Consider the following 19,014-nt stretch of genomic DNA (forward strand, 5'->3'; position numbering starts at 1 on the left):
ATGAATCCGCACTTTAAAAAACTCATGCGGTGGGTACTCAGTATCACCCTCGTGTTCATGGCAACTGTCAGTCAGGCAGAAACACTCAGCATCGATCAACGCGTACAGAAACTCTCTGAGGAATTGCGCTGCCTGGTTTGCCAGAACCAGACTCTGGCAGATTCACATGCCGAACTGGCGATGAACCTGAAACAGCAAATCCGCGAAAAATTCCAGCAGGGACAAAATGAACGAGAAATAACCGACTTCCTGGTGGCACGCTATGGTGACTTTGTGCACTACCGCCCGCCATTCAATTATCAGACTGCATTGCTCTGGGTAGGCCCCTACTTGTTATTGCTGGCTGCGCTGGTATTCCTATTTACCAGGGTAAAAATCATGTCTGCTAACGATGATGATCTTGAATCAGTGGAATCAGCGAAATTGACAATAAGCAGGCGACATTTTTCTGATCCTTTGCCTTGATTTTAATTATTGAATTTGGTCATGATTTCTTTCTACATGCTATGTCTGCTGTTGCTGGTACTGGCCAGTGCTCTTCCCTTGCGCGTATTGCTGGCACACCGTGCTCACAGTGACGATGCCAAGGAAAACCAGTTCAAGACTTGGCTGTTACGTCAGGCTGGCGCGTTTCTCATTGCCGTACTATGCTCGGTAGCTATCCTGTACGCGTATCTGGGTAACATCCAGGCAATCACCCAACCCCAATTTGACAAGGAAATAAATGCTCAACAAGGGAAGCAGGGAATAGGACAGAAACAGATATTGGCTATGGTCGATGGCCTCGCTGCACGTTTGCAAAAGCAGCCTGATGACGTAGAAGGCTGGCGACGTCTTGCACGCTCCTACGAAACCTTGCGACGCTTTGATCTTGCCGTGAACGCCTACCAGCAGTTGATACGCTTGCGGCCAGATGATGCTGACGTGTTGACTGATTATGCAGTGACCCTGGCGGTGAGCAGGCAACAGAATTTATCTGGCGAACCTGAGCAATTGCTGCAAAAGGCATTGATCATTAAACCTGGCCATATACAGGCGCTGGCTCTACTTGGCAGTGCTGCCTATGAAAAACAGGATTACAAGGCTGCTGTCCTGGCATGGAAAAGAATAGTCGAGCAATTACCGGCAGATGATGGGATGGCAGTGTCCATTAATGCCAGTATCAGCAAGGCAGAAAAATTGGCGTCGCAAAAGAAATAAGACCCCTGATACTCATTGAGCATCAGGGGAGATGCAAATTACTCGTCCTGCAATGCACGATAGCGGTCAGCCTGAGCTTTGCCATCGACGGCATGCGTTCTCACGTCTTTTGTGATAGGCAGCATTTGCGCATTCCAGTTTTCCCAATCCTGTTTTAATTTTGCAAATACCTGAGGATTCTTTTGGGCCAGGTTAGCCCGCTCACGCGGATCACGCGCCACGTCAAACAGGAATTCATTATCCGCAATCTTCAGATACTTCCAGTCGCCAGAACGCACAGCTTTTTGTTTGTTGGCCTTGTAGCGCCAGTACAAGGTACGGGGCTGCACTGCCTGTGTACCGAGGATGACTGGCAAAAGATTCTGGCCATCGCTAGGGTAGGCCGGGTCGGGCGCGCCACCGGCTGCAGCCAGCAAGCTGGGTAACCAGTCCATGCTGATGGCAACCTGGCTGCTGACCTGGCCAGGCTTGATCTTCGCAGGCCAGCGTACGATTGCCGGTACGCGTATGCCGCCTTCCAGCAATTCTGTCTTTTGCCCACTAAGCGGCCATGTTCTGGAAAAGCGTTCGCCACCGTTGTCACTGGTAAAGATGACGATGGTATTGTCTGCCAGCCCCTGTTCCTCAAGACTCTTTAATACCCGGCCTATGGCAGTATCCAGCGACACCACCATTTTCCCGTAAGTTTCCAGACTGCCGCCATCGAGATGGAACAGAGATTTGATTTCGCGTGATACCGCTTCATCATCCGGTGTTTCCCACGGCCAGTGTGGAGCTGTGAAATGCAGGGACAGGAAGAAAGGCTGGGCTGCGCTTTGCTGCTTGACATAAGCCACCGCCCGGTCAGCGATCAGGTCAGTGTAATAACCCACTTTGTTGACAGGCACTTCACCTTCAAACAAGCCGTCTTTGGCATCCGGCCCTACGCCGGTTTTGTGGGTGAAATAATCAATGGCACCGCCATAATTACCAAAGAACACATCATAGCCACTCTTCAGGGGGCTGAATTTTGGCAAGAAACCTAAATGCCACTTGCCAAACAAGGCTGTTGTATAAGACTGTTTTTTCAAAAGGGATGGCAGGGTAGGGTGTTCAGGCGGCAATCCTATGGTATCTGATGCACCCGCGATAGGCTCTTCCAGTCCGCCACGTAAACGATACTGATAGCGTCCGGTAATCAAGCCAAAGCGAGTGGCCGAACACACCGCCGAATTGGCATAAGCCTGGGTAAAACGTAAGCCTTGCCTGGCCAGTTGATCCAGTTGTGGTGTCTGGAAGTCGGTCTGCCCGTAGACGCTGAGATCTGCATAACCCAGGTCATCGGCAAGGATGAAAATGATGTTTGGTTTTTTTGTAGTTGCCGCATTGTCAGCAGCATTGCTGGTTTCACTGATCAGGGAACTTAGCGACAGTGCTGACAGGCTGCCCAGCATTTGCCGGCGTTTTTTATTGAAGTGGCTCATGTGTATCTCAATTGAAAGAATGCTGACATTGTAATTTTGATGATGCAGCTATTTGCGATGGAGGACAAGAATATCTTTGCATAAGCACATGCAGTTTACTATCTATGCATAAAACGTAAAAAGCCGGGAATGCATTTCAACATTCCCGGCTTTGCATACAGACTAATCAGATTAATTGATGCGGATTAGTTGATACCATTCAGTTAACCCCTATATAGCTCTGCAAATCAGCCAGCTTGACGGCTTTCTGACCGTGCAAACCAGCAATCTGGTCAACATCCAGTTTCAATTTTTTAAGATTGTCATACAAATTGACTGAGTAAGGATTCGCAGGTACCAGTGCCGGGGCATTGGCTGCCGGTGGGTTATACGCATCAGCCTCAACCAGGATTTTCTCGGCTGGCAGATACACCAGGGCGAAAGCATCATTGTGGGTATTGCCTGCAATAGGATAAATTTCTATCGCACGTTTGCCATCAGTCAAGACATGCCTGGCCTTGAAGGTATCGAAACGTGCCTTGGTTTTTGACGCAGCCAGACGGTCAGGATTCAGGCTGTGTTGATTGGCCCAGATTTTTTGGTAATAGCTACGATTTTCCTGATGGGTGACGATGATCGTCCCTTCATCGACATAGGTGCGCAAACCACCGGAATGATCAAAGTGGGCATGGGTATTGATCAGGTATTTGATGGGCTTGCCGGGGATGATTTCCTTGGCTTTGGCAATCACTGCCAGCGATCTCTCTTCGCTTAAGGGCGCTTCGACAATGACGATATGATCAGCCTGTTCTATCGCCACGCTGTGATGTGTCCCACCGGTCAGGTGATACACGCCTTCGGCCAGCTTGGTCGACGTCACGGCGATGACAAGTGCCGTTGCATTCACGACTTCTGCCGGAGCGCTGATATCTACTGGAGTATTAACTTGCAGTTCAGTGACTTGCAGATCCAGCACAGGGTGACCACCCAGACTACGGACTATATGTGCAGGATATTGTTGCCCGCCAAAGTCCTTGTACTGGCTGAATTTGGTCAGTAATTCAGTATCACCCAGCACAGGATTATCTATCCAGGTTTTTACCTGTTCCAACTGGTTATTTTTGTTGATGAAACCGACATAACGGTATTTTCCATCAGCGTTGAAGCTGATTTCTACGCCCCCCTTGCTTGCTTTGGACGTGGCATTGTTTGCCAGTGCCGCGCGGATGAAACCATGCGGAGTAGACCAGATTTCGGCGCGGCGTTCTTCCAGCGCTGCCCTTTGCGGATTGTAATTGCTGCTGCCATTGGTTGCCGTAGTTGCATTCCAGGCCAAAGCGCCACTGACATATTGGTCAGGTTTTTGTTCAGTGGCAGTGGGACGCGCACGCTTGGGGTCAACAGTTTGCAAGCGCGTGATTTGTACCCGCGCCGCGGCCTTGTCATAGTTGATGGATGTCTTGTAGCTGCTGACATCAAATTCTGGCCAGGCCAGACTTGGTGCCGGTGCCTGGCCAAACTGGAACCACTTGCCAGTACCGATGAGGCTGACAGATTGCGTATTGGCTGCATTCAATGCGTCCGCCGCTGCCTGCAAGCTGGCTGCTTGAGACTGCCCTGCCAGCAAGGCAAGTGGCAACAGATAATGCACCTTGATTTTTATTGTATTCATAATGCTTCCCTATTGTTTTGTCTGCTATTTTTAGTTTTGACTGATTTTCGCTGGTTGATAGATTTGATCAAATACACCGCCATCGGCAAAATGGGTTTTCTGGGTCTTGGTCCAGCCGCCAAAGGTGTCATCTATGCCAAACAGTTTGACTTTGGCAAAGGTGTTCGCATATTTCTTCAGCGCTTTTTCAGTCGTTGGACGATAGTAATTCTTGCCTATGATGTCCTGTGCTTCATCTGTGTACAGATAGTTCAGGTAGGCTTCAGCGACCTTGCGTGTGCCATGCTTGTCAACCACCTTGTCAACAATGGCTACTGGTGGTTCTGCCAGCACGCTGATGGATGGGGTGATGATCTCGAATTTATCCGCGCCAAATTCCTTCAGTGCCAGATGTGCTTCGTTTTCCCAGGACAGCAAGACATCACCTATACCACGCTCGGCAAAAGTGACTGTTGATCCGCGCGCGCCAGAATCGAGTACTGGTACATTCTTGTAGACCCTCTGCACATAGTCTTTGGCCAGTGCTTCAGAACCACCCGGTTGTTTCAAGGCATAACCCCATGCTGCCAGATAAGCCCAGCGTGCGCCACCTGAGGTCTTAGGATTTGCCGTGATAACGGACACACTAGGTTTGGCAACATCAGCCCAGTCCTTGATGCCTTTGGGATTGCCCTTGCGCACCAGGAAGACGATGGTAGAGGTGTAAGGCGATGCATTATGTGGCAAACGCTTTTGCCAGGCTTTGTCGAGCAAGCCAGCTTCTGCAATCGCATCAGTGTCATAGGCCAGGGCCAGTGTGACCACGTCTGCATCCAGGCCATCGATCACCGTCCTGGCCTGTTTGCCAGAGCCGCCATGCGATTGCTTGAAATTCAGGTTGTCGCCACTCTTGGCCTTCCACTGCTTGGCAAAAGCCTGGTTGATATCCTGATACAGTTCACGGGTAGGGTCGTAAGAGACGTTGAGTATGTTGATATCTGCCGCAATGGCTGCTTGTGTCAGCGTGCCCAGTATCAGGGCAGAGATCGCCAGTTTTTTTAACAACATGGATAGTCCTTTCAAGAATAGCTAGAGAGATGAATGAGATAGATGAGTTAGAGAAATGTGTTAGGGAGTTTTAGCCACCAGTAGGGGCAGTAAGTACGGAGAGTTTGCTGACACCTGATTTTTGTATGGTCGCCATGACCTTGGCGACCGAGCGATATGGGACGCCTTCATCAGCCTGCAGGCTGAGTGCCAGGTCAGGACTGGCGCTGACCTGGGATTTCAATTCAGCTTCCAATGCCTCTTGCGCGATTTCGCGCTTGTCGATAAACACCTTGTTGGCTGCATCTATGCTGACTGTGACCGACTTGGTTGTATCAGGTGTAGACGTTGCAGCCGTTTTTGGCAGGTTGATACGTACTGCGTTATTGAGCAAAGGGGCAGTGATGATAAAGGTCACCAGCAAGACCAGCATGACATCCACCAGCGGCGTGATATTGATTTCGCTGACCACATCACCGCGGTCATTTCCAGTTGAGAAGGCCATTATGCGAGCGCTCCTGTGACAGGGATATCGTTGGTAGGAGCAGCTTTGCCAGCATCAACAGATTTATTGACCGGTTTGCTGACGCGGAAGGCATTCTTTTGTGCCAGGTTGACGAAGTCAGTCGCATAGTTATCCAGCTCGGCAGCCGTGACTTTCAGACGGCGGATATAAAAGTTATAGGCCAATACGGCAGGTACGGCAACGGCGATACCTACGCCAGTTGCGACCAGTGCTTCACCGATAGGGCCAGCCACCACGTCTATGCTGGCCGAGGCGTTTTTACCTATCGCACTGAGGGCATGGATGATGCCGAATACCGTACCAAACAGGCCGACGAAGGGTGCAGTGCTGCCTATCGATGCCAGCACCGCCAAACCGCTTTCCAGCGACTGGTATTCTTTCTGGATTTGCTGGCGCAAATGACGCTCCAGTAATTCTTGTCTGTCCCAACTATGTTCGAGGTCGTGGCCTTCGCCATTTTTTTCATTGACGTACAGAGCACCGAACCCAACTTTTGCCAGGCGGGACTTGGGGCTGGCATCACTGGCAATGGCAGTTGCTGCATCCAGGCTGGTCGCGCTCCAGAATTTTTTTGCAAACAATTTGTCCTGTTTGGACAGACGCCAGTGTTGCACCGCCTTGGCGAAGATTAGTATCCAGGTGACGACAGAAAACAGCAACAAGGCATACAAGGAGGCTTGGACGATAAGGTTCAGGTAGTAATCATTCATGATGCGATCTCTTTACAGTTTAAAAATAAGGGGAACGTGTACCCAGCCATCGATAGCCGTCTGTCCGCGCTTGGCAGGCTGAAAAACCCAGGAAGTCACGGCCTTGATGGCTGCTTCATCGAGTATTGGATGGCTGCTGGATTTGGCGATCTGGATATTGTCGGGATGGCCGCTGGCGAGTACATGCACTTTCAAGGTGACCTGACCTTCCAACCCGCGACGCTGAGCAACTGGTGGATAGTTGGGCGCAGGGTTTTGCAAATAACCTGCATAGCCTTTGGGTTCTGTGATTGGCTCAGGCGGTGCCGGCGCTGCCACTGGCGCAGGCGGTGCTGTTGGTGCAGCCACAGCAACAGTCACGGTATTTGTGCCGGGTGCGGTGTCCGTTGGTGCGGCGTTAACTACAGGCACATTATCTGGCGGTGGCGTCCTTGCCGGCGCAGCCACAGGTTTGATCTGCGGTTGCAGCCTGGGCTTGATTTCAGGCGGAGGAGGTGGTGGCAACTCTTTCACTGGTGGCGGTGCAATTTCTATGCTGAGTGGCACGACCTTGGCTTTCTCAACAGGGCTGACATTTATTGGCTGGTGCAAGCCATACACCAGTGCGACATGCACACCAGCGACAGCTACAATCAGCGTATTCAGGCTCCAGTTGAGCTTGCCGGTTTTATCTTGCGCAGGTAAAACCGCCGCTACTTTTACCGGTGGTAATTCTTGCGCTACTTTTGGCTTGGGTATTATGCGATTTGATCTTCTCACTGCGGACTTACGCAAGAAAAAGTCACTGCTTTCAAACGTCATGCTGGTCATGTTTTTCCCTTTCTATGTACGAAAATCTGCTTGTGATATTCAGGTTTTGACTATGAAATGCGCAGACAAATTTTCCACTGGACTTGCATCTTCTATTGCAGGAAGTGTGCCAATGGATTTGCACAGAAATTGCTGGTATTGGTATGGGTTATGTACGGAATTCAGCTGCCTGGTCGCGAGACGCTGCTGCAATCTCAACAGCCTGATGAAGTTGATACATGCTGAAATAATTCGACTATTCAAATGTATTTCTCAAATAAAAAAGCTACCGTCCAGGCAGCTTTTTCAGAAACAGCGATTGGATAAACTGATTACTTACCAGGCTGGTTTTTCGTGCACCACTTCCGGCGCTTTGACTTGAGTGAAATATGTGCCGCTGGCAAAGTAGATAGTGATTGCAAGCAAAGCCAGTGACAATATCAGCGCCAGCCAGTTTGGTTTGCTTGCTGCTGACCGGGCATCTTCGTCAACTTCTTTCCAGCCAGTGACCATGGGCGTGAGCAGGTTCTGTTTTTTAAATCTCAAGTACCAGAAGATGGCGAGTATGTGCAATGCAATCAATGCCAGCAAGGCATAAATACTTAGTTTATGAAATGAAGTCAGTGCAGCTGCAGTCTTTTCTGTGACAAGGCTAAACAAAGGGCCGGTAAAATCGATGTCGTTATTGCTGAACAAACCGCTGCCAGCTTGCGCAGCTACAGCCAGCAATAATGCAAAGACTGAAATGGCACCTAAAGGATTGTGACCTGGCGTTGACCATCGACCTTGAAAAAATAGACGGATCTTTCCCGGTGATGGAAAAAAATTGCTGAAGCGGGCATAAGTTGTGCCGACAAATCCCCAGGCAAGCCGAAAGCCGAGCAAGCCCAGGATAGCGAGGCCTGCCTTGGCATGCAAATTCATCCAGTTACCACCTATAAAACCAGTGACGCTTGCAATAGTGATGGCTAACACCAGCAACCAGTGAAACAGGCGTAGAGGCAGGTCCCATAACAGAATATGCTTTTTGTTACTGTCTGGTGTATTGCTCACCGTGCCTGCCGTGTCCGCCGTATCACTAGCCGTCGTAGAAGTAATGGATGAAGTCATACTGTATTCATTTCTATTCTTGCCGTATCAATTACCAGTCTTTCTTGACTGCAGCTGCAGCCGTGGTTACTGCAGGCGCGGCTGCAGGTGTCCCTGTTGCGGTACGCGGCGGTGGCACTGCTATCTTGGTGATCGTGCCACCTTGTGATTCATAGTCTTCAGAACCGGTCGCACCAGCAACGGTGAAACCCTTGGCTGCTAGCAGGTCTCCTGCTGCACCGGCGCGTACTGCATGATTCGATACTGTTAATATCGCGCGGTCTTTTGGTATATAAGCCAGACTTTTTTCCAGTTCCTTGTTCTGGATGTTCAGGTACACAGGGAAACCGCCTTTGGCCGTCAATTCATCCGGGCGACGTACGTCAATGACGACCAGTTTTTCTGGCTTGGCCAGCAAGGCATCAACTTCGCTGCGTTCCAGGCGTTTGGTTTTGTATTTCCATGCCTGTTCGGCAGCACTGGTAGTACCAGCAGCAGGTGTGCTTGCTTGTTGAGCCATGGCACTGGCAGCGGCGACACTGAGGAAGAGAGCGATAAAGTTTTTACGTTTGATCATTTTTGGCTTTCAAGAGTTGGAATGGAAGACGATCAGTCTGCGCTGTTAGTGCAACTACCATGCCAAGTTGATTAATTGGCTGTTTACCCCTGACAAGAAAATTGGAAACGATGCGACAAGTTGCGTAGTCAACACGGGCTGATGGCTACGCAACAGCCGCAAGGTTTGACGCTGTTCATGGTCCAGCAGTACGTGGAATATGCATATGTGGCGGCATGCCTGATATGCAGCAAAGTGCGGCAAAAATCTTGCTGCACACGCAGCAACGCAGGAACAATATCTTTGTATGTGACTGGTATTCAACAGGCGTGGAATGGATCGCGATTTGGATCAGGATTTTTGCATGTCTTCCCGATAAGCGGATCGCGTGGCACGCTCTTTGCGATAGCACAAGGAAACATTTCCTTCAAATGCTACAGGAGCAACACGCATGAGTCTCAATTACCAATCAACAAAATCAGCACGAACGCCGTCCTTCTTTTCTCTCCGTCGCGGGCAAGTACCATTCCGCCGCTCACCCATCGCCAGCGTATTGGCTGGTGCTGCCTTGCTGGCGTCTGGCAGCCTGCATGCAGCAGATGGTCCCAGCGTCGCCGAATTACAGGCAGAGATCGCCCGCCTCAAGGAAATTATCGCCAAGCAGGCAATCAGTAATGCACCAGCCACGCCAACGGCTACTGCACAGGCTAATCCATCCGCCGATACAGCAACTGCGCAAGCAGCGAAGAGCGCTCCGGAAGAAGTCGATACTCTGGGTGCAGTAACAGTACGCAGCCGTAACCGTATAGAACGTCTGCAGGATGTACCTCTGTCTGTTTCAGTGGTTACTGGCAAGGAGCTCGACAGGCTGCAAGCTACCGACATAGGCGCGATTGCCCAGCGTGTGTCGAATGTATCCTGGAACCAGGGTAACCAACGCACCAGCAGTCTGTCGATACGTGGCATAGGCAAGCAAGGGCAGACCGAGGCGCAAGATCCCAGCGTGGGCCTGATCGTTGATGGTGTCAATTATGCTTATAACGCGCTCTCATCCAGTTATGACTTTACCGATGTCGATGCGGTGGAAGTTACGCGCGGCCCTCAAGGTACCTTGCTGGGCAAGAATACCAGTGTGGGTGTCATCAATGTAACGACACGTCGACCTTCATTTGCACCTGATGCCAGTTACTCCCTGACCTTTGGGCAGAACGATACCGTGCAAGGTCGCTTCTCTGCTGGTGGCCCTATCGTTGATGATGTACTGGCGTGGCGCGGCACCCTGAGCGTCAGCAAAGGCGCTGGTGATATCACCAACCTGTATAACAAGAATATTACCTACACCAATAAAGACAGGGTTTCTGGTCGCGTGCAGTTTTTGCTGACGCCGACCAAAGACTTCAGCGCCCGCATAGCCTTTGATGCCCAGCCACGCGGTGGCGAAACCACCAATGGACGCACCATCAATACAGCAACACCAACTACCTATGCCAATGGCAGTGTGAATACTCTGAGCACAGATGCCAGTGTACGTCTGGCACGCCGCTGGTTCACACAGCAGAGCAGCTATACTTATCTCAGGGACTATCTGAATGGAGGCGGGCAAAATGCAGTCAACAATGATTACCAGCGTCCCCTGATTACCGGCAGCAATGGTGCATCTGCCGAGTTGAACTGGAACCTGGGTACGCATACGCTGACTTCGATTACTGCCTACAAAGATTACCATTTCAATGCTGTCAATGACGAAGGAACACCATTTGACATCTACCGCAATGCAGGTGGTTTCTGGAATGATTATCGCCAGGCCAGCCAGGAAATTCGTCTGACTTCTCAACCTGGTGGCAAGGTCGACTACCAGACTGGCTTGTTCTTCCTTGATGTCACCAATAGCGCGGACTATCGCCGTCAATGGGCCAATGATGCGGGTGCCTGGTTTGCCAGTGCCAGCCAGTACACTACCCTGGACAAGGATGCTGCTGGCCGCTACCTGTTGCAAAACTCTCTGGATGGCTTGAACATGTCTTTTAACAGTCCGGCTGGCTTGCAAAAAATTAAAAACAAAAGTACTGCAGCTTTTGCTCAGGCTGACTGGCATGTCAGCGATGACTTCACTTTGACCACAGGTTTGCGTTACACCTATGAGAACCGAAAAAATACTGCCGCTACGCTGCTGAAAGACTATGGCAATGCGCCTGAGTTGAACCCTGTTGCCATCAATGGTGTGCAACTGGGTGGCTTTTCATCGAATAGTGCAGGCTTGCTGAATGCCGGTAACACCGACAGCCAACTGGCCCTGGCTGATCTGGCGGCCAGCAAGTATTTCGGCACAACCATCACAGGCGCAGCTGGTACTGCCTACAATAGCTTGACGACAGCACAAAAAGCCCAGGTGGCAGCCGCCAAGGCCTTGCGCCAGTCACAAATCGGGGTAGTATTCAATCCAGTGCAGGCAGAAGCTTTCAAGGGTGGTTTGCCAGCTTTCGTGATCAGTCCATCTTATAAAATCAACGACAACATCACTGGCTATGCTTCCTGGCAGTATGGTGAAAAAGCGGGTATATCCCAGGTTACCAATGGGGTATCCAATCTGGTCAAGGCAGAAAAGACCAGTGCCTTTGAATTCGGTTTGAAATCCGCCTTGCTGGACAATAAGCTGATTTTGAATGCAGCATTGTTCGTCATGGATATCAAGGATTACCAGCAAGCCGTGCGCGTGCTGGATGTGTACACCACCAATCTGAACAATGACGGCACCAACTACTACACCTCGGCCACCGGCAATGTACCAAAAGTCAGGGCGCAGGGTCTTGAAATTGACGGCGTCTACAGTGGCTTGCCCAATACGCTGGTGCGTTTCTCAGGTGCTTATAACGACGCGCGCTATAAGAGTTTCACTAACTCTGCCCAGCCTGCTGAAAATGGCTATACCGGCGCTGCGCCATATCGTGATGTTTCGGGTCAGGCCTTGCCGGGAGCTGCAAAATTCAGCTTTAATGTGGGCGTAGATTATCGCTTACCAATTTTGGGTAACAGGGAATTCCATGCCAGTACGAATACCCTGTATAGCAGTAAATATAATAGCGATAATTCCTTGTCGGATTATGGCTGGATATCTGCAAAAAGCGTTACTGACATAGCGATAGGCATAGGCAGTCGCAATCAATCCTATGACCTCAGTCTGGTCGTCAAGAATGCTTTCAATGACAGTACACCTATACTGAAAACCTGGAATAGCTATACTCCTGCAGTACCGCGCTGGATAGGCGTGACATTGAGTGGCAAGCTGTAATTTTATTCAAGCAGAACAAATTGAAGCAAAAAACCCAGGCAGATGCCTGGGTTTTTTGTTTTGACGTTACAAAACGATACGTACTGTTGGGCCTGAAACAGGTCGCAATAGCTGCTTGTTTTTAATTCAGCAGGGTGTTTTACAAATGTTTGAAAAATAAGCAGCGAGGAAATCCTGTTGATTACGGAAGGTATATTGAAAAATCCATATTTATCAAAGACTTATAATAAATTTGGCGTGAGTTTTAATGGTGGCGCGATAGTTGCTATTGATAGTGAAAATCGTTGTTTACTAATTATTTCCAGGGAGTATTTTCATGATTAAAACCCAGCATCAGCAAGGAGTGCTTGATGTATAAGTCACTCAATAAGCCACTTGCACTCGCCGTCATATTAGCTTTGTCAGGCACAGCAATCAGTTTGAGTGCTGCAGAAGACAGCAAAGCTATCGCCAAAACCCAGGCTGCTGTTGCCCAGGGCTGGGCTTACCAGCCTTTGAAAAATCCTGAACTGCCAGCAGTCAAACAAAAAGGCTGGGTACATACTCCAGTTGACAATTTCATCCTGGCGCAGCTTGAAGCGAAGAGCATCAAGCCCTCGCCAGATACTGACAGGGCCAGCTTCATCCGCCGAGCTACGCTGGATACCTGGGGCGTGATACCGACGCCGGAAGAGGTACAGGCTTTCGTCACAGACAAGTCTCCCAAGGCTTATGAAAAGCTGGTGGACAGGCTGCTGGCATCAACCCGCTATGGCGAGCGTTGGGGCCGTCGTTGGCTGGACCTGACCCGCTATGCTGATAGCGACGGTTTCAATGCCGACGGCACGCGTCCGAATGTATGGCGTTACCGTGACTACGTCATCAAGGCGTTTAACGATGACAAACCTTATAACCGCTTCATACAGGAGCAACTGGCCGGTGATGAACTTTTCCCCGGCAATCAGGAAGCCCTGATTGCCACAGGCTTCCTGCGTAACTACCCGGACGAAGTCAATGCCCGCGACCTTAATCTCAAGCAAGTCGAAATTGCGACTGACCTGACAGACACAGTTGGCTCGGTCTTCCTAGCCACCACAGTAGGTTGCGCTGCCTGCCACAATCACAAGTTCGACAAGATTTCGCAAAAAGAGTATTACCAGTTGCAATCCTTTTTTGTGAATGCCAGTGCCAGCGATGACATCCTTGCTGCAACTGGCAAGCAAAAAGAAGAATATGAACTCAAGCAGGCGAAATGGGAAGCGGCCACCAAGGATATCCGTGACAAGCAGGAAGTCTTGATACGCCCCATCATCGATAAGGCAGAAGCTGACCGCCTTCTCGGCTTTGTACCCGCCACGCGTGAATCCATCACCAAGCCAGAAAATGAACGCACTGCCTATGACCGCTGGATTTATCACCGCAATCTCTGGACCATGCAGGGCCGTACCCGCAATGCTGTTAATCAGTTGAAAACCAAGGATAAAGAAGGCTACGAAAAATACCAGAAACTGGAAGCTGAGTTGAAGAAATTTGACAACATCAAGCCCAAGCATCCTGGTTATATCTCTGCCATGACTGAGCTCGGTCATGCGGAGGCGCCACCGACTTACATATTGGCGAATGGCATCTATGACAGACATCTGGAAGAAGTACAGCCAGCCTTCCTGTCACTGTTGACTAATGAAAAACCAAATATCGTGCCGACTGCCACCTCATCTGGCCGCCGCACTGCCCTGGCTAACTGGTTGACCAGCACCACTAATCCGCTGCCTGCCCGTGTTTTTGTGAACCGCGTCTGGGCGCAGTATTTTGGCCGCGGCATTGTTGAATCAGTCAGTGATTTTGGCAAGATGGGTACCAAGCCCAGCCATCCTGAATTGCTGGATTATCTGGCCAGCAATTTCATCAAGGAAGGCTGGAGCGTCAAGAAATTGAATCGTCAGATTTTATTGTCCAAGGTCTACCGTCAGTCCTCTGCAGAACGTGAAGACACCAAAGTAACAGATCCGACCAACAAGTTGCTGGCATCTTTCCCAAGGCAACGTCTGGATGCAGAACAGATACGTGATTCATTGCTGTTGGCTTCTGGTTTGCTGGAAGAAAAACTCGGTGGACCCTCTGTCTTGCCACCAGTGCCGAGTAACTTCAATGCCGGCAATGCCTGGGTCACGTCGACCGACCCGCATGATTACCACCGCCGCAGCGTGTATGTCTTCACCCGCAGGAATATTCCTTACCCGTTGCTGGAAACCTTTGATATGGCGAACCCGCAACTGGTACACAGCAAGCGCGATGTGACGACGACAGCGCCGCAGGCACTGGCATTGATCAATAGTGATCTGGTGTTCCAGTGGTCACAGGCATTGGCAGGCAGGGTCTTGCGTGAGGCAGGCAATAGTGAGTCGGCACAAATCGACCGTTTGTACCAGATTCTGTATGCCCGTTTGCCGGATAAAACCGAGAAAGCGACACTGTTAGGTTTCCTCGATAACCAGGAAAAAATCACCAGGAAGCAGATTGCTGACGGCAAAAAAGTGGGTGTGCCTGAAGGTTTTGGTGAGTCAGCCGAACTCAGAAGCAATATCGACAAGTTATATAAAACTGCTTATGGACGTTCTGCAGACCGTTTCGAAAAAATCGCCTTCCTGGAATTCTTAGAAAAACAAAAGCAGGCCAAAGCTAAATCTGGCCAGGGCGATGATGATGCTGACGCCAGCAGTGCTGCAGCCAGGGACGATAGCCAGAAGCTCAACAAGGCCAGGGCTGCTGCCTTCCTCAGTCTGGTGCATGCTGCGGCGAATTCAAATGAATTCAGTTACCGGTTCTGATGCCAGGTCATCAGCTTAAGCATACAAAATAAACATACGAAAATTACGAATAGAGTGAAAAGGGAAATATCATGACCAATAAATCACGCCGCGACTTTTTGTCACATGCTGGACTTGGCTTGGGTGGCCTGGCTGCCGGGGGGCTTCTGGGAGGTGGCTTGCTGTCTAGTGCGCAGGCCGCGACATTTGATGATCCGCTAGCCTTGAAAGTCGCGCACCATGCGGCGAAAGCCAAGTCTGTCATCTGGCTGCACATGGCCGGCGCGCCAAGTACGCTGGATTTGTTTGACTACAAACCTGACCTCATCAAACTGGCAGGCCAGCCCATGCCAGATTCATTTTCCAAAAATCTCAAGACCGCGACTGATGGTGGTGTCGGTGCCCTGTATGCGACAAAACGCACGTGGAAACAGCATGGCGAAAGTGGTGCCTGGTTTTCTGACCTGGTACCGAATATCGCCAAGCAGGCGGATGATATCTGCTTCATCAAAGGCAGCAAGACCGAAGGTAGCACCCACGTGATTTCTTCCTTGAAATTGCATACCAGCGCCCTGACGCCTGGCCGCCCGGCATTGGGTGCCTGGATCACTTATGGCCTTGGCAGCGCCAATCCTGACCTGCCCAGCTTCGTCGTTTTGCCAACCGGTTATGACAATAGCGGCGGTGGCCGTGGCCAGACGATCTGGAGTTCCGGTTTCTTGCCAGCGACTTATCAGGGTACGGCTTTCCGTCAGGGTGATTCACCCATCCTGCATCTGGACAGGCCAGCCGTGGTGTCATCTGCCGAGCAAAAAAATACCCTGGATCTGATACGCAAGCTGAATGCACAGCATGCCTCACGCTATCCATCTGACAGTGAACTGGAGGCGCGTAACCGCTCCTATGATCTGGCCTACCGCATGGAATCATCTGCACCTGAAGCAGTCGATCTGAACAAGGAGAGTAAAGAGACCAAAGCGGCTTATGGTCTCGATGATGACGCAACCAAGGACTATGGCACCAATCTCTTGCGTGCGCGTCGCCTGGTGGAACGTGGTGTGCGTTTTATCCATGTCATTTCAGGGTCCAATGACAAAACCTATGGCAGCTGGGATGCCCATAACAATATTGAGAAAAACCATGCTGTCATGGCCAAGTCCGTTGACAAGCCTATTGGTGCCTTGCTGGCTGACCTGAAAGCCCGTGGTTTGCTCGATAGCACCCTGGTGGTATGGACATCTGAATTTGGCCGCACACCTTATGGCCAGACTGGCGATGGCCGCGATCATAACCCCTGGGGTTACACTACCTGGATAGCAGGTGGAGGTTCCAAAGGTGGCTATACCCACGGTTCTACCGACGCGATAGGCTTGCGGGCTGAAACTGGCCTGGTCGATACCTATGATCTGCAGGCAACGGTATTACACCTGCTGGGATTAAACTACCGTAACCTGACTTATACCCACCAGGGGCGTTCAGAACGCGCCACGACCGTGTTTGGTGAGGTCGTCAAGGAACTCATAGCCTGATCGCTGATGTGGGTGGTTCCTGACCTTGTGGAACCGCCTAGTCTGCGAAATGGCCAGGAAGCAACAGGATGTAGAAATGAAAAAGAAATTGATAAAAGCAACATTCCTGCTATTCAGTTTACTGGCAGGCGTGGCAGTAGCGGTAAATGAAGTGGATATGGACTTGATGCAGAGAATAGAAGAATCCACAAAAAGTGTGGATTCGAATATCTCTCTGAAAGATGGCAAGGCGGCTTTGGCTGATGCCCGTGAAATAGAAGAAATGTTCAGCCAGGTTGAATTATTCTACAAGCACAAAGGGGACGCTGCTGATGCGATTGAGTATGCAAGGAAGAGCAAGAATTTCGCCAGCGAATTGATACGGCAAGTCAGTGAAAAAGACTTTGACAATGCTTCCGCCACCGTCAGTGCACTGGCGAAATCATGCAAGACCTGCCACCAGGTTTATAAGAAAAGTTGAGTAAGAAGCTGCTGCAGACAGAGGGTATATGAAAAGAAATGTAATCAGATTCAGTTTATTGTTGGCGCTGGCAGCGATGACTTCCATTGCCGTGGCTGCCTTGAAAGAAGGTGATACTGCACCTGACATCAAGGCACAGGCCTCGCTGGCAGGAAAGAGTTTTACTTATTCACTGAAAGACGCCCTGAAGAAGGGGCCGGTGGTGGTGTACTTTTACCCTTCGGCGTTTACTGGCGGCTGCAATATACAGGCGCATAGCTTTGCTGTCAGTCATGAAAAATTTCAGGAAGCCGGTGCCACCGTAGTCGGTGTTTCCCTGGACAGCATCAGCCGCCTGAATGATTTTTCTGCCGACCCCGATTATTGTGCAGGTAAATTTCCTGTCGCATCTGATGAGGATGGCAAGATTGCCAAAAGCTATGATCTTACCGTAGCCGAGACGCCAGCAAGGCGCAAGGACACACGTGGCAATGAGATTGACCATGGGCGCGCGGAACGCAGCACTTTCATCGTCACGGCCAATGGCAAGGTCTATACAGCGATAGGTGGCCTGACACCAGAACAGAATGTGGCCAAGGCGCTGGAAACAGTGCAGAAACTTGCTGGTAGCAAAGCTGCCAGGTCATGAAGTCAGGCACTGCAGTGAGGAAATATGCATTGCTGTTGGCTTTGATGGTACTGGCAGTGGGTACATCATCTGCTGCCAGCATGCTCGATTTTGATATCTGGATGCGCAAGATAGACAAAAAAATAGTGGACGTGCAAAAACGCATATCGCAAAAAGACGACGAGGCAGCCATACAAAGCGCAGAAGAAATCGAGGACCTGTATTTGAAGATGGAAAACTACTTCATACAGATCAGGCATCCTGAAGAGGCCGTACAGATGTCCAGAGATGGAAAGGAAGCCGCAGCCATCATCAGTGCGTCTGTACGCAATCAGGACTATGATAAAGGGTCGCTGGCCGCAGTCAGTATTGCCAAAGCCTGTAGCGCCTGCCATGACAATTACCGCCCCTTTAAATAAATCAAAGAACCAGGAGAATAAGATGACCCGTCAAACCTCAGATGATTTCAAACCAGAAGTATTGCAACTGTTTGACCAGTATGTCCATGGGCAAATCGACAGACGTGGTTTCTTGCAGTCGGCCAGTAAGTTCGCCGTAGGTGCGGTAACGGCAGAGGTATTGCTGCAGCAGTTAAGTCCCAATTTTGCCCAGGCGCAACAGGTACCCAAGACCGACGCACGCATACAGGCGCGCTATGTAGAATATCCATCACCACAGGGGTATGGCACTTTGCGTGGTTATCTGGTCACACCAGCAGAAGTGAAAGGCAAATTGCCTACTGTGCTGGTCGTGCATGAAAACCGTGGTTTGAACCCACATATAGAAGACATCGCCCGTCGCCTGGCATTGGATGGCTTTATCGCCTTTGCGCCAGATGCCCTGGCACCGCTGGGTGGTTATCCCGGTGATGAAGAAAAAGCCCGCGAGCTTTTCCCCAAACTTGACCAGACCAAGACACGTGCTGACTTTTTAGAAGCTGCGGCGATCCTGAAAAAACTGCCGGAAGGGAATGGCAAGGTAGGCGTGGTTGGTTTTTGCTATGGTGGTGGTATTTCCAATTTCCTTGCGACCAGAGTGCCTGATCTTGCTGCTGCCGTACCTTTCTATGGCGGTCAGCCAACGGAAGAGGACGCTGCGAAAATCAAGGCACCTTTGCTCATCCATTATGCCGGTGTTGATGAACGCATCAATGCTGGCTGGCCAAAATATGAAGCTGCACTGATCAAGGCAGGCGTCAAATACCAGGCCTTTGTCTATGCCGGCGCCCAGCATGGTTTTAATAATGATACGACGCCGCGTTATGACCAGGCAGCAGCAAGCCTGGCATGGCAGCGCACGGTAGATTTTTTCAAAGCCAATTTGCGGGCCTGAC

The 19,014-nt window shown here is 50.5% G+C and carries 17 protein-coding genes; 9 read left to right on the plus strand and 8 right to left on the minus strand.

Translation table 11 applies throughout. The annotated features are described in order from the left end of the window. Both AC07OI_RS13950 and AC07OI_RS13955 read left to right on the plus strand, forming a co-directional pair. The gene (locus tag AC07OI_RS13950; protein ID WP_495257664.1) at positions 1 to 465 is read left to right on the plus strand and encodes a cytochrome c-type biogenesis protein; all 465 of its coding nucleotides are present in this window, start codon (positions 1 to 3) and stop codon (positions 463 to 465) included. A gap of 21 nt (positions 466 to 486) precedes the next feature. Continuing rightward, a complete protein-coding gene (locus AC07OI_RS13955) occupies positions 487 to 1,200 on the plus strand; it encodes a tetratricopeptide repeat protein (RefSeq protein WP_495257665.1) in 714 nt (237 codons plus the stop codon). Positions 1,201 to 1,238: 38 nt separating this feature from the next. Here the strand turns inward: AC07OI_RS13955 and AC07OI_RS13960 are convergent, their stop codons facing one another. From AC07OI_RS13960 to AC07OI_RS13995, 8 genes are all read right to left on the minus strand, one after another. Then, on the minus strand, positions 1,239 to 2,663 hold the full coding sequence (locus AC07OI_RS13960; protein WP_495257666.1) for a sulfatase family protein: 1,425 nt from the start codon (positions 2,661 to 2,663) through the stop codon (positions 1,239 to 1,241). Positions 2,664 to 2,862: 199 nt separating this feature from the next. Then, positions 2,863 to 4,314: an MBL fold metallo-hydrolase gene (locus AC07OI_RS13965; protein WP_495257667.1), complete on the minus strand. Its 1,452-nt coding sequence runs from the start codon at positions 4,312 to 4,314 to the stop codon at positions 2,863 to 2,865. Between the two features lie 30 nt (positions 4,315 to 4,344). Beyond that, complete coding sequence (locus AC07OI_RS13970) at positions 4,345 to 5,361, minus strand: sulfate ABC transporter substrate-binding protein (protein ID WP_495257668.1); 1,017 nt, start codon at positions 5,359 to 5,361, stop codon at positions 4,345 to 4,347. 70 nt (positions 5,362 to 5,431) lie between these two features. Beyond that, a complete protein-coding gene (locus tag AC07OI_RS13975; RefSeq protein ID WP_492703353.1) occupies positions 5,432 to 5,845 on the minus strand; it encodes an ExbD/TolR family protein in 414 nt (137 codons plus the stop codon). Then, the gene (locus AC07OI_RS13980) at positions 5,845 to 6,576 is read right to left on the minus strand and encodes a MotA/TolQ/ExbB proton channel family protein (protein ID WP_492703355.1); all 732 of its coding nucleotides are present in this window, start codon (positions 6,574 to 6,576) and stop codon (positions 5,845 to 5,847) included. Before AC07OI_RS13980 ends, AC07OI_RS13975 begins: the two co-directional genes overlap by 1 nt. Positions 6,577 to 6,588: 12 nt before the next feature. Beyond that, complete coding sequence (locus tag AC07OI_RS13985; RefSeq protein ID WP_495257669.1) at positions 6,589 to 7,386, minus strand: energy transducer TonB; 798 nt, start codon at positions 7,384 to 7,386, stop codon at positions 6,589 to 6,591. A 315-nt stretch (positions 7,387 to 7,701) separates the two neighbouring features. Then, positions 7,702 to 8,475: a cytochrome b/b6 domain-containing protein gene (locus AC07OI_RS13990; RefSeq protein WP_492703358.1), complete on the minus strand. Its 774-nt coding sequence runs from the start codon at positions 8,473 to 8,475 to the stop codon at positions 7,702 to 7,704. Between the two features lie 31 nt (positions 8,476 to 8,506). Continuing rightward, positions 8,507 to 9,031, minus strand: a complete 525-nt coding sequence (locus AC07OI_RS13995; protein ID WP_495257670.1) for a rhodanese-like domain-containing protein — start codon at positions 9,029 to 9,031, stop codon at positions 8,507 to 8,509. A 430-nt stretch (positions 9,032 to 9,461) separates the two neighbouring features. Between AC07OI_RS13995 and AC07OI_RS14000 the strand changes: the two genes are divergently transcribed. The 7 genes from AC07OI_RS14000 to AC07OI_RS14030 all read left to right on the plus strand — a co-directional run bounded on the left by AC07OI_RS14000 (position 9,462) and on the right by AC07OI_RS14030 (position 19,013). After that, complete coding sequence (locus AC07OI_RS14000; RefSeq protein ID WP_495257671.1) at positions 9,462 to 12,299, plus strand: TonB-dependent receptor domain-containing protein; 2,838 nt, start codon at positions 9,462 to 9,464, stop codon at positions 12,297 to 12,299. 350 nt (positions 12,300 to 12,649) lie between these two features. Continuing rightward, a complete protein-coding gene (locus AC07OI_RS14005) occupies positions 12,650 to 15,106 on the plus strand; it encodes a DUF1549 and DUF1553 domain-containing protein (protein WP_495257672.1) in 2,457 nt (818 codons plus the stop codon). 71 nt (positions 15,107 to 15,177) lie between these two features. Further along, positions 15,178 to 16,614, plus strand: a complete 1,437-nt coding sequence (locus tag AC07OI_RS14010) for a DUF1501 domain-containing protein (protein WP_495257673.1) — start codon at positions 15,178 to 15,180, stop codon at positions 16,612 to 16,614. 76 nt (positions 16,615 to 16,690) lie between these two features. Next, on the plus strand, positions 16,691 to 17,074 hold the full coding sequence (locus tag AC07OI_RS14015) for a hypothetical protein (RefSeq protein ID WP_495257674.1): 384 nt from the start codon (positions 16,691 to 16,693) through the stop codon (positions 17,072 to 17,074). A gap of 28 nt (positions 17,075 to 17,102) precedes the next feature. Then, positions 17,103 to 17,702, plus strand: coding sequence for a peroxiredoxin (locus AC07OI_RS14020; protein ID WP_495257675.1), 600 nt, complete (start codon positions 17,103 to 17,105; stop codon positions 17,700 to 17,702). Then, positions 17,699 to 18,100, plus strand: a complete 402-nt coding sequence (locus tag AC07OI_RS14025; RefSeq protein ID WP_492703367.1) for a hypothetical protein — start codon at positions 17,699 to 17,701, stop codon at positions 18,098 to 18,100. The genes AC07OI_RS14020 and AC07OI_RS14025 overlap by 4 nt, the downstream gene beginning before the upstream one ends. 22 nt (positions 18,101 to 18,122) lie before the next feature. After that, positions 18,123 to 19,013: a dienelactone hydrolase family protein gene (locus AC07OI_RS14030; protein ID WP_495257676.1), complete on the plus strand. Its 891-nt coding sequence runs from the start codon at positions 18,123 to 18,125 to the stop codon at positions 19,011 to 19,013. Position 19,014 lies beyond the last annotated feature (1 nt).

The organism is Undibacterium sp. GW821-FHT07F11 (assembly GCF_059418665.1).

Bases quoted from the DNA above. Each gene is read 5' to 3' on its own strand.
- AC07OI_RS13950 (WP_495257664.1), top strand. From the start codon at position 1: ATGAATCCGCACTTTAAAAAACTCATGCGGTGGGTACTCAGTATCACC.
- AC07OI_RS13955 (WP_495257665.1), top strand. From the start codon at position 487: ATGATTTCTTTCTACATGCTATGTCTGCTGTTGCTGGTACTGGCCAGT.
- AC07OI_RS13960 (WP_495257666.1), bottom strand. From the start codon at position 2,663: ATGAGCCACTTCAATAAAAAACGCCGGCAAATGCTGGGCAGCCTGTCA.
- AC07OI_RS13965 (WP_495257667.1), bottom strand. From the start codon at position 4,314: ATGAATACAATAAAAATCAAGGTGCATTATCTGTTGCCACTTGCCTTG.
- AC07OI_RS13970 (WP_495257668.1), bottom strand. From the start codon at position 5,361: ATGTTGTTAAAAAAACTGGCGATCTCTGCCCTGATACTGGGCACGCTG.
- AC07OI_RS13975 (WP_492703353.1), bottom strand. From the start codon at position 5,845: ATGGCCTTCTCAACTGGAAATGACCGCGGTGATGTGGTCAGCGAAATC.
- AC07OI_RS13980 (WP_492703355.1), bottom strand. From the start codon at position 6,576: ATGAATGATTACTACCTGAACCTTATCGTCCAAGCCTCCTTGTATGCC.
- AC07OI_RS13985 (WP_495257669.1), bottom strand. From the start codon at position 7,386: ATGACCAGCATGACGTTTGAAAGCAGTGACTTTTTCTTGCGTAAGTCC.
- AC07OI_RS13990 (WP_492703358.1), bottom strand. From the start codon at position 8,475: ATGACTTCATCCATTACTTCTACGACGGCTAGTGATACGGCGGACACG.
- AC07OI_RS13995 (WP_495257670.1), bottom strand. From the start codon at position 9,031: ATGATCAAACGTAAAAACTTTATCGCTCTCTTCCTCAGTGTCGCCGCT.
- AC07OI_RS14000 (WP_495257671.1), top strand. From the start codon at position 9,462: ATGAGTCTCAATTACCAATCAACAAAATCAGCACGAACGCCGTCCTTC.
- AC07OI_RS14005 (WP_495257672.1), top strand. From the start codon at position 12,650: ATGTATAAGTCACTCAATAAGCCACTTGCACTCGCCGTCATATTAGCT.
- AC07OI_RS14010 (WP_495257673.1), top strand. From the start codon at position 15,178: ATGACCAATAAATCACGCCGCGACTTTTTGTCACATGCTGGACTTGGC.
- AC07OI_RS14015 (WP_495257674.1), top strand. From the start codon at position 16,691: ATGAAAAAGAAATTGATAAAAGCAACATTCCTGCTATTCAGTTTACTG.
- AC07OI_RS14020 (WP_495257675.1), top strand. From the start codon at position 17,103: ATGAAAAGAAATGTAATCAGATTCAGTTTATTGTTGGCGCTGGCAGCG.
- AC07OI_RS14025 (WP_492703367.1), top strand. From the start codon at position 17,699: ATGAAGTCAGGCACTGCAGTGAGGAAATATGCATTGCTGTTGGCTTTG.
- AC07OI_RS14030 (WP_495257676.1), top strand. From the start codon at position 18,123: ATGACCCGTCAAACCTCAGATGATTTCAAACCAGAAGTATTGCAACTG.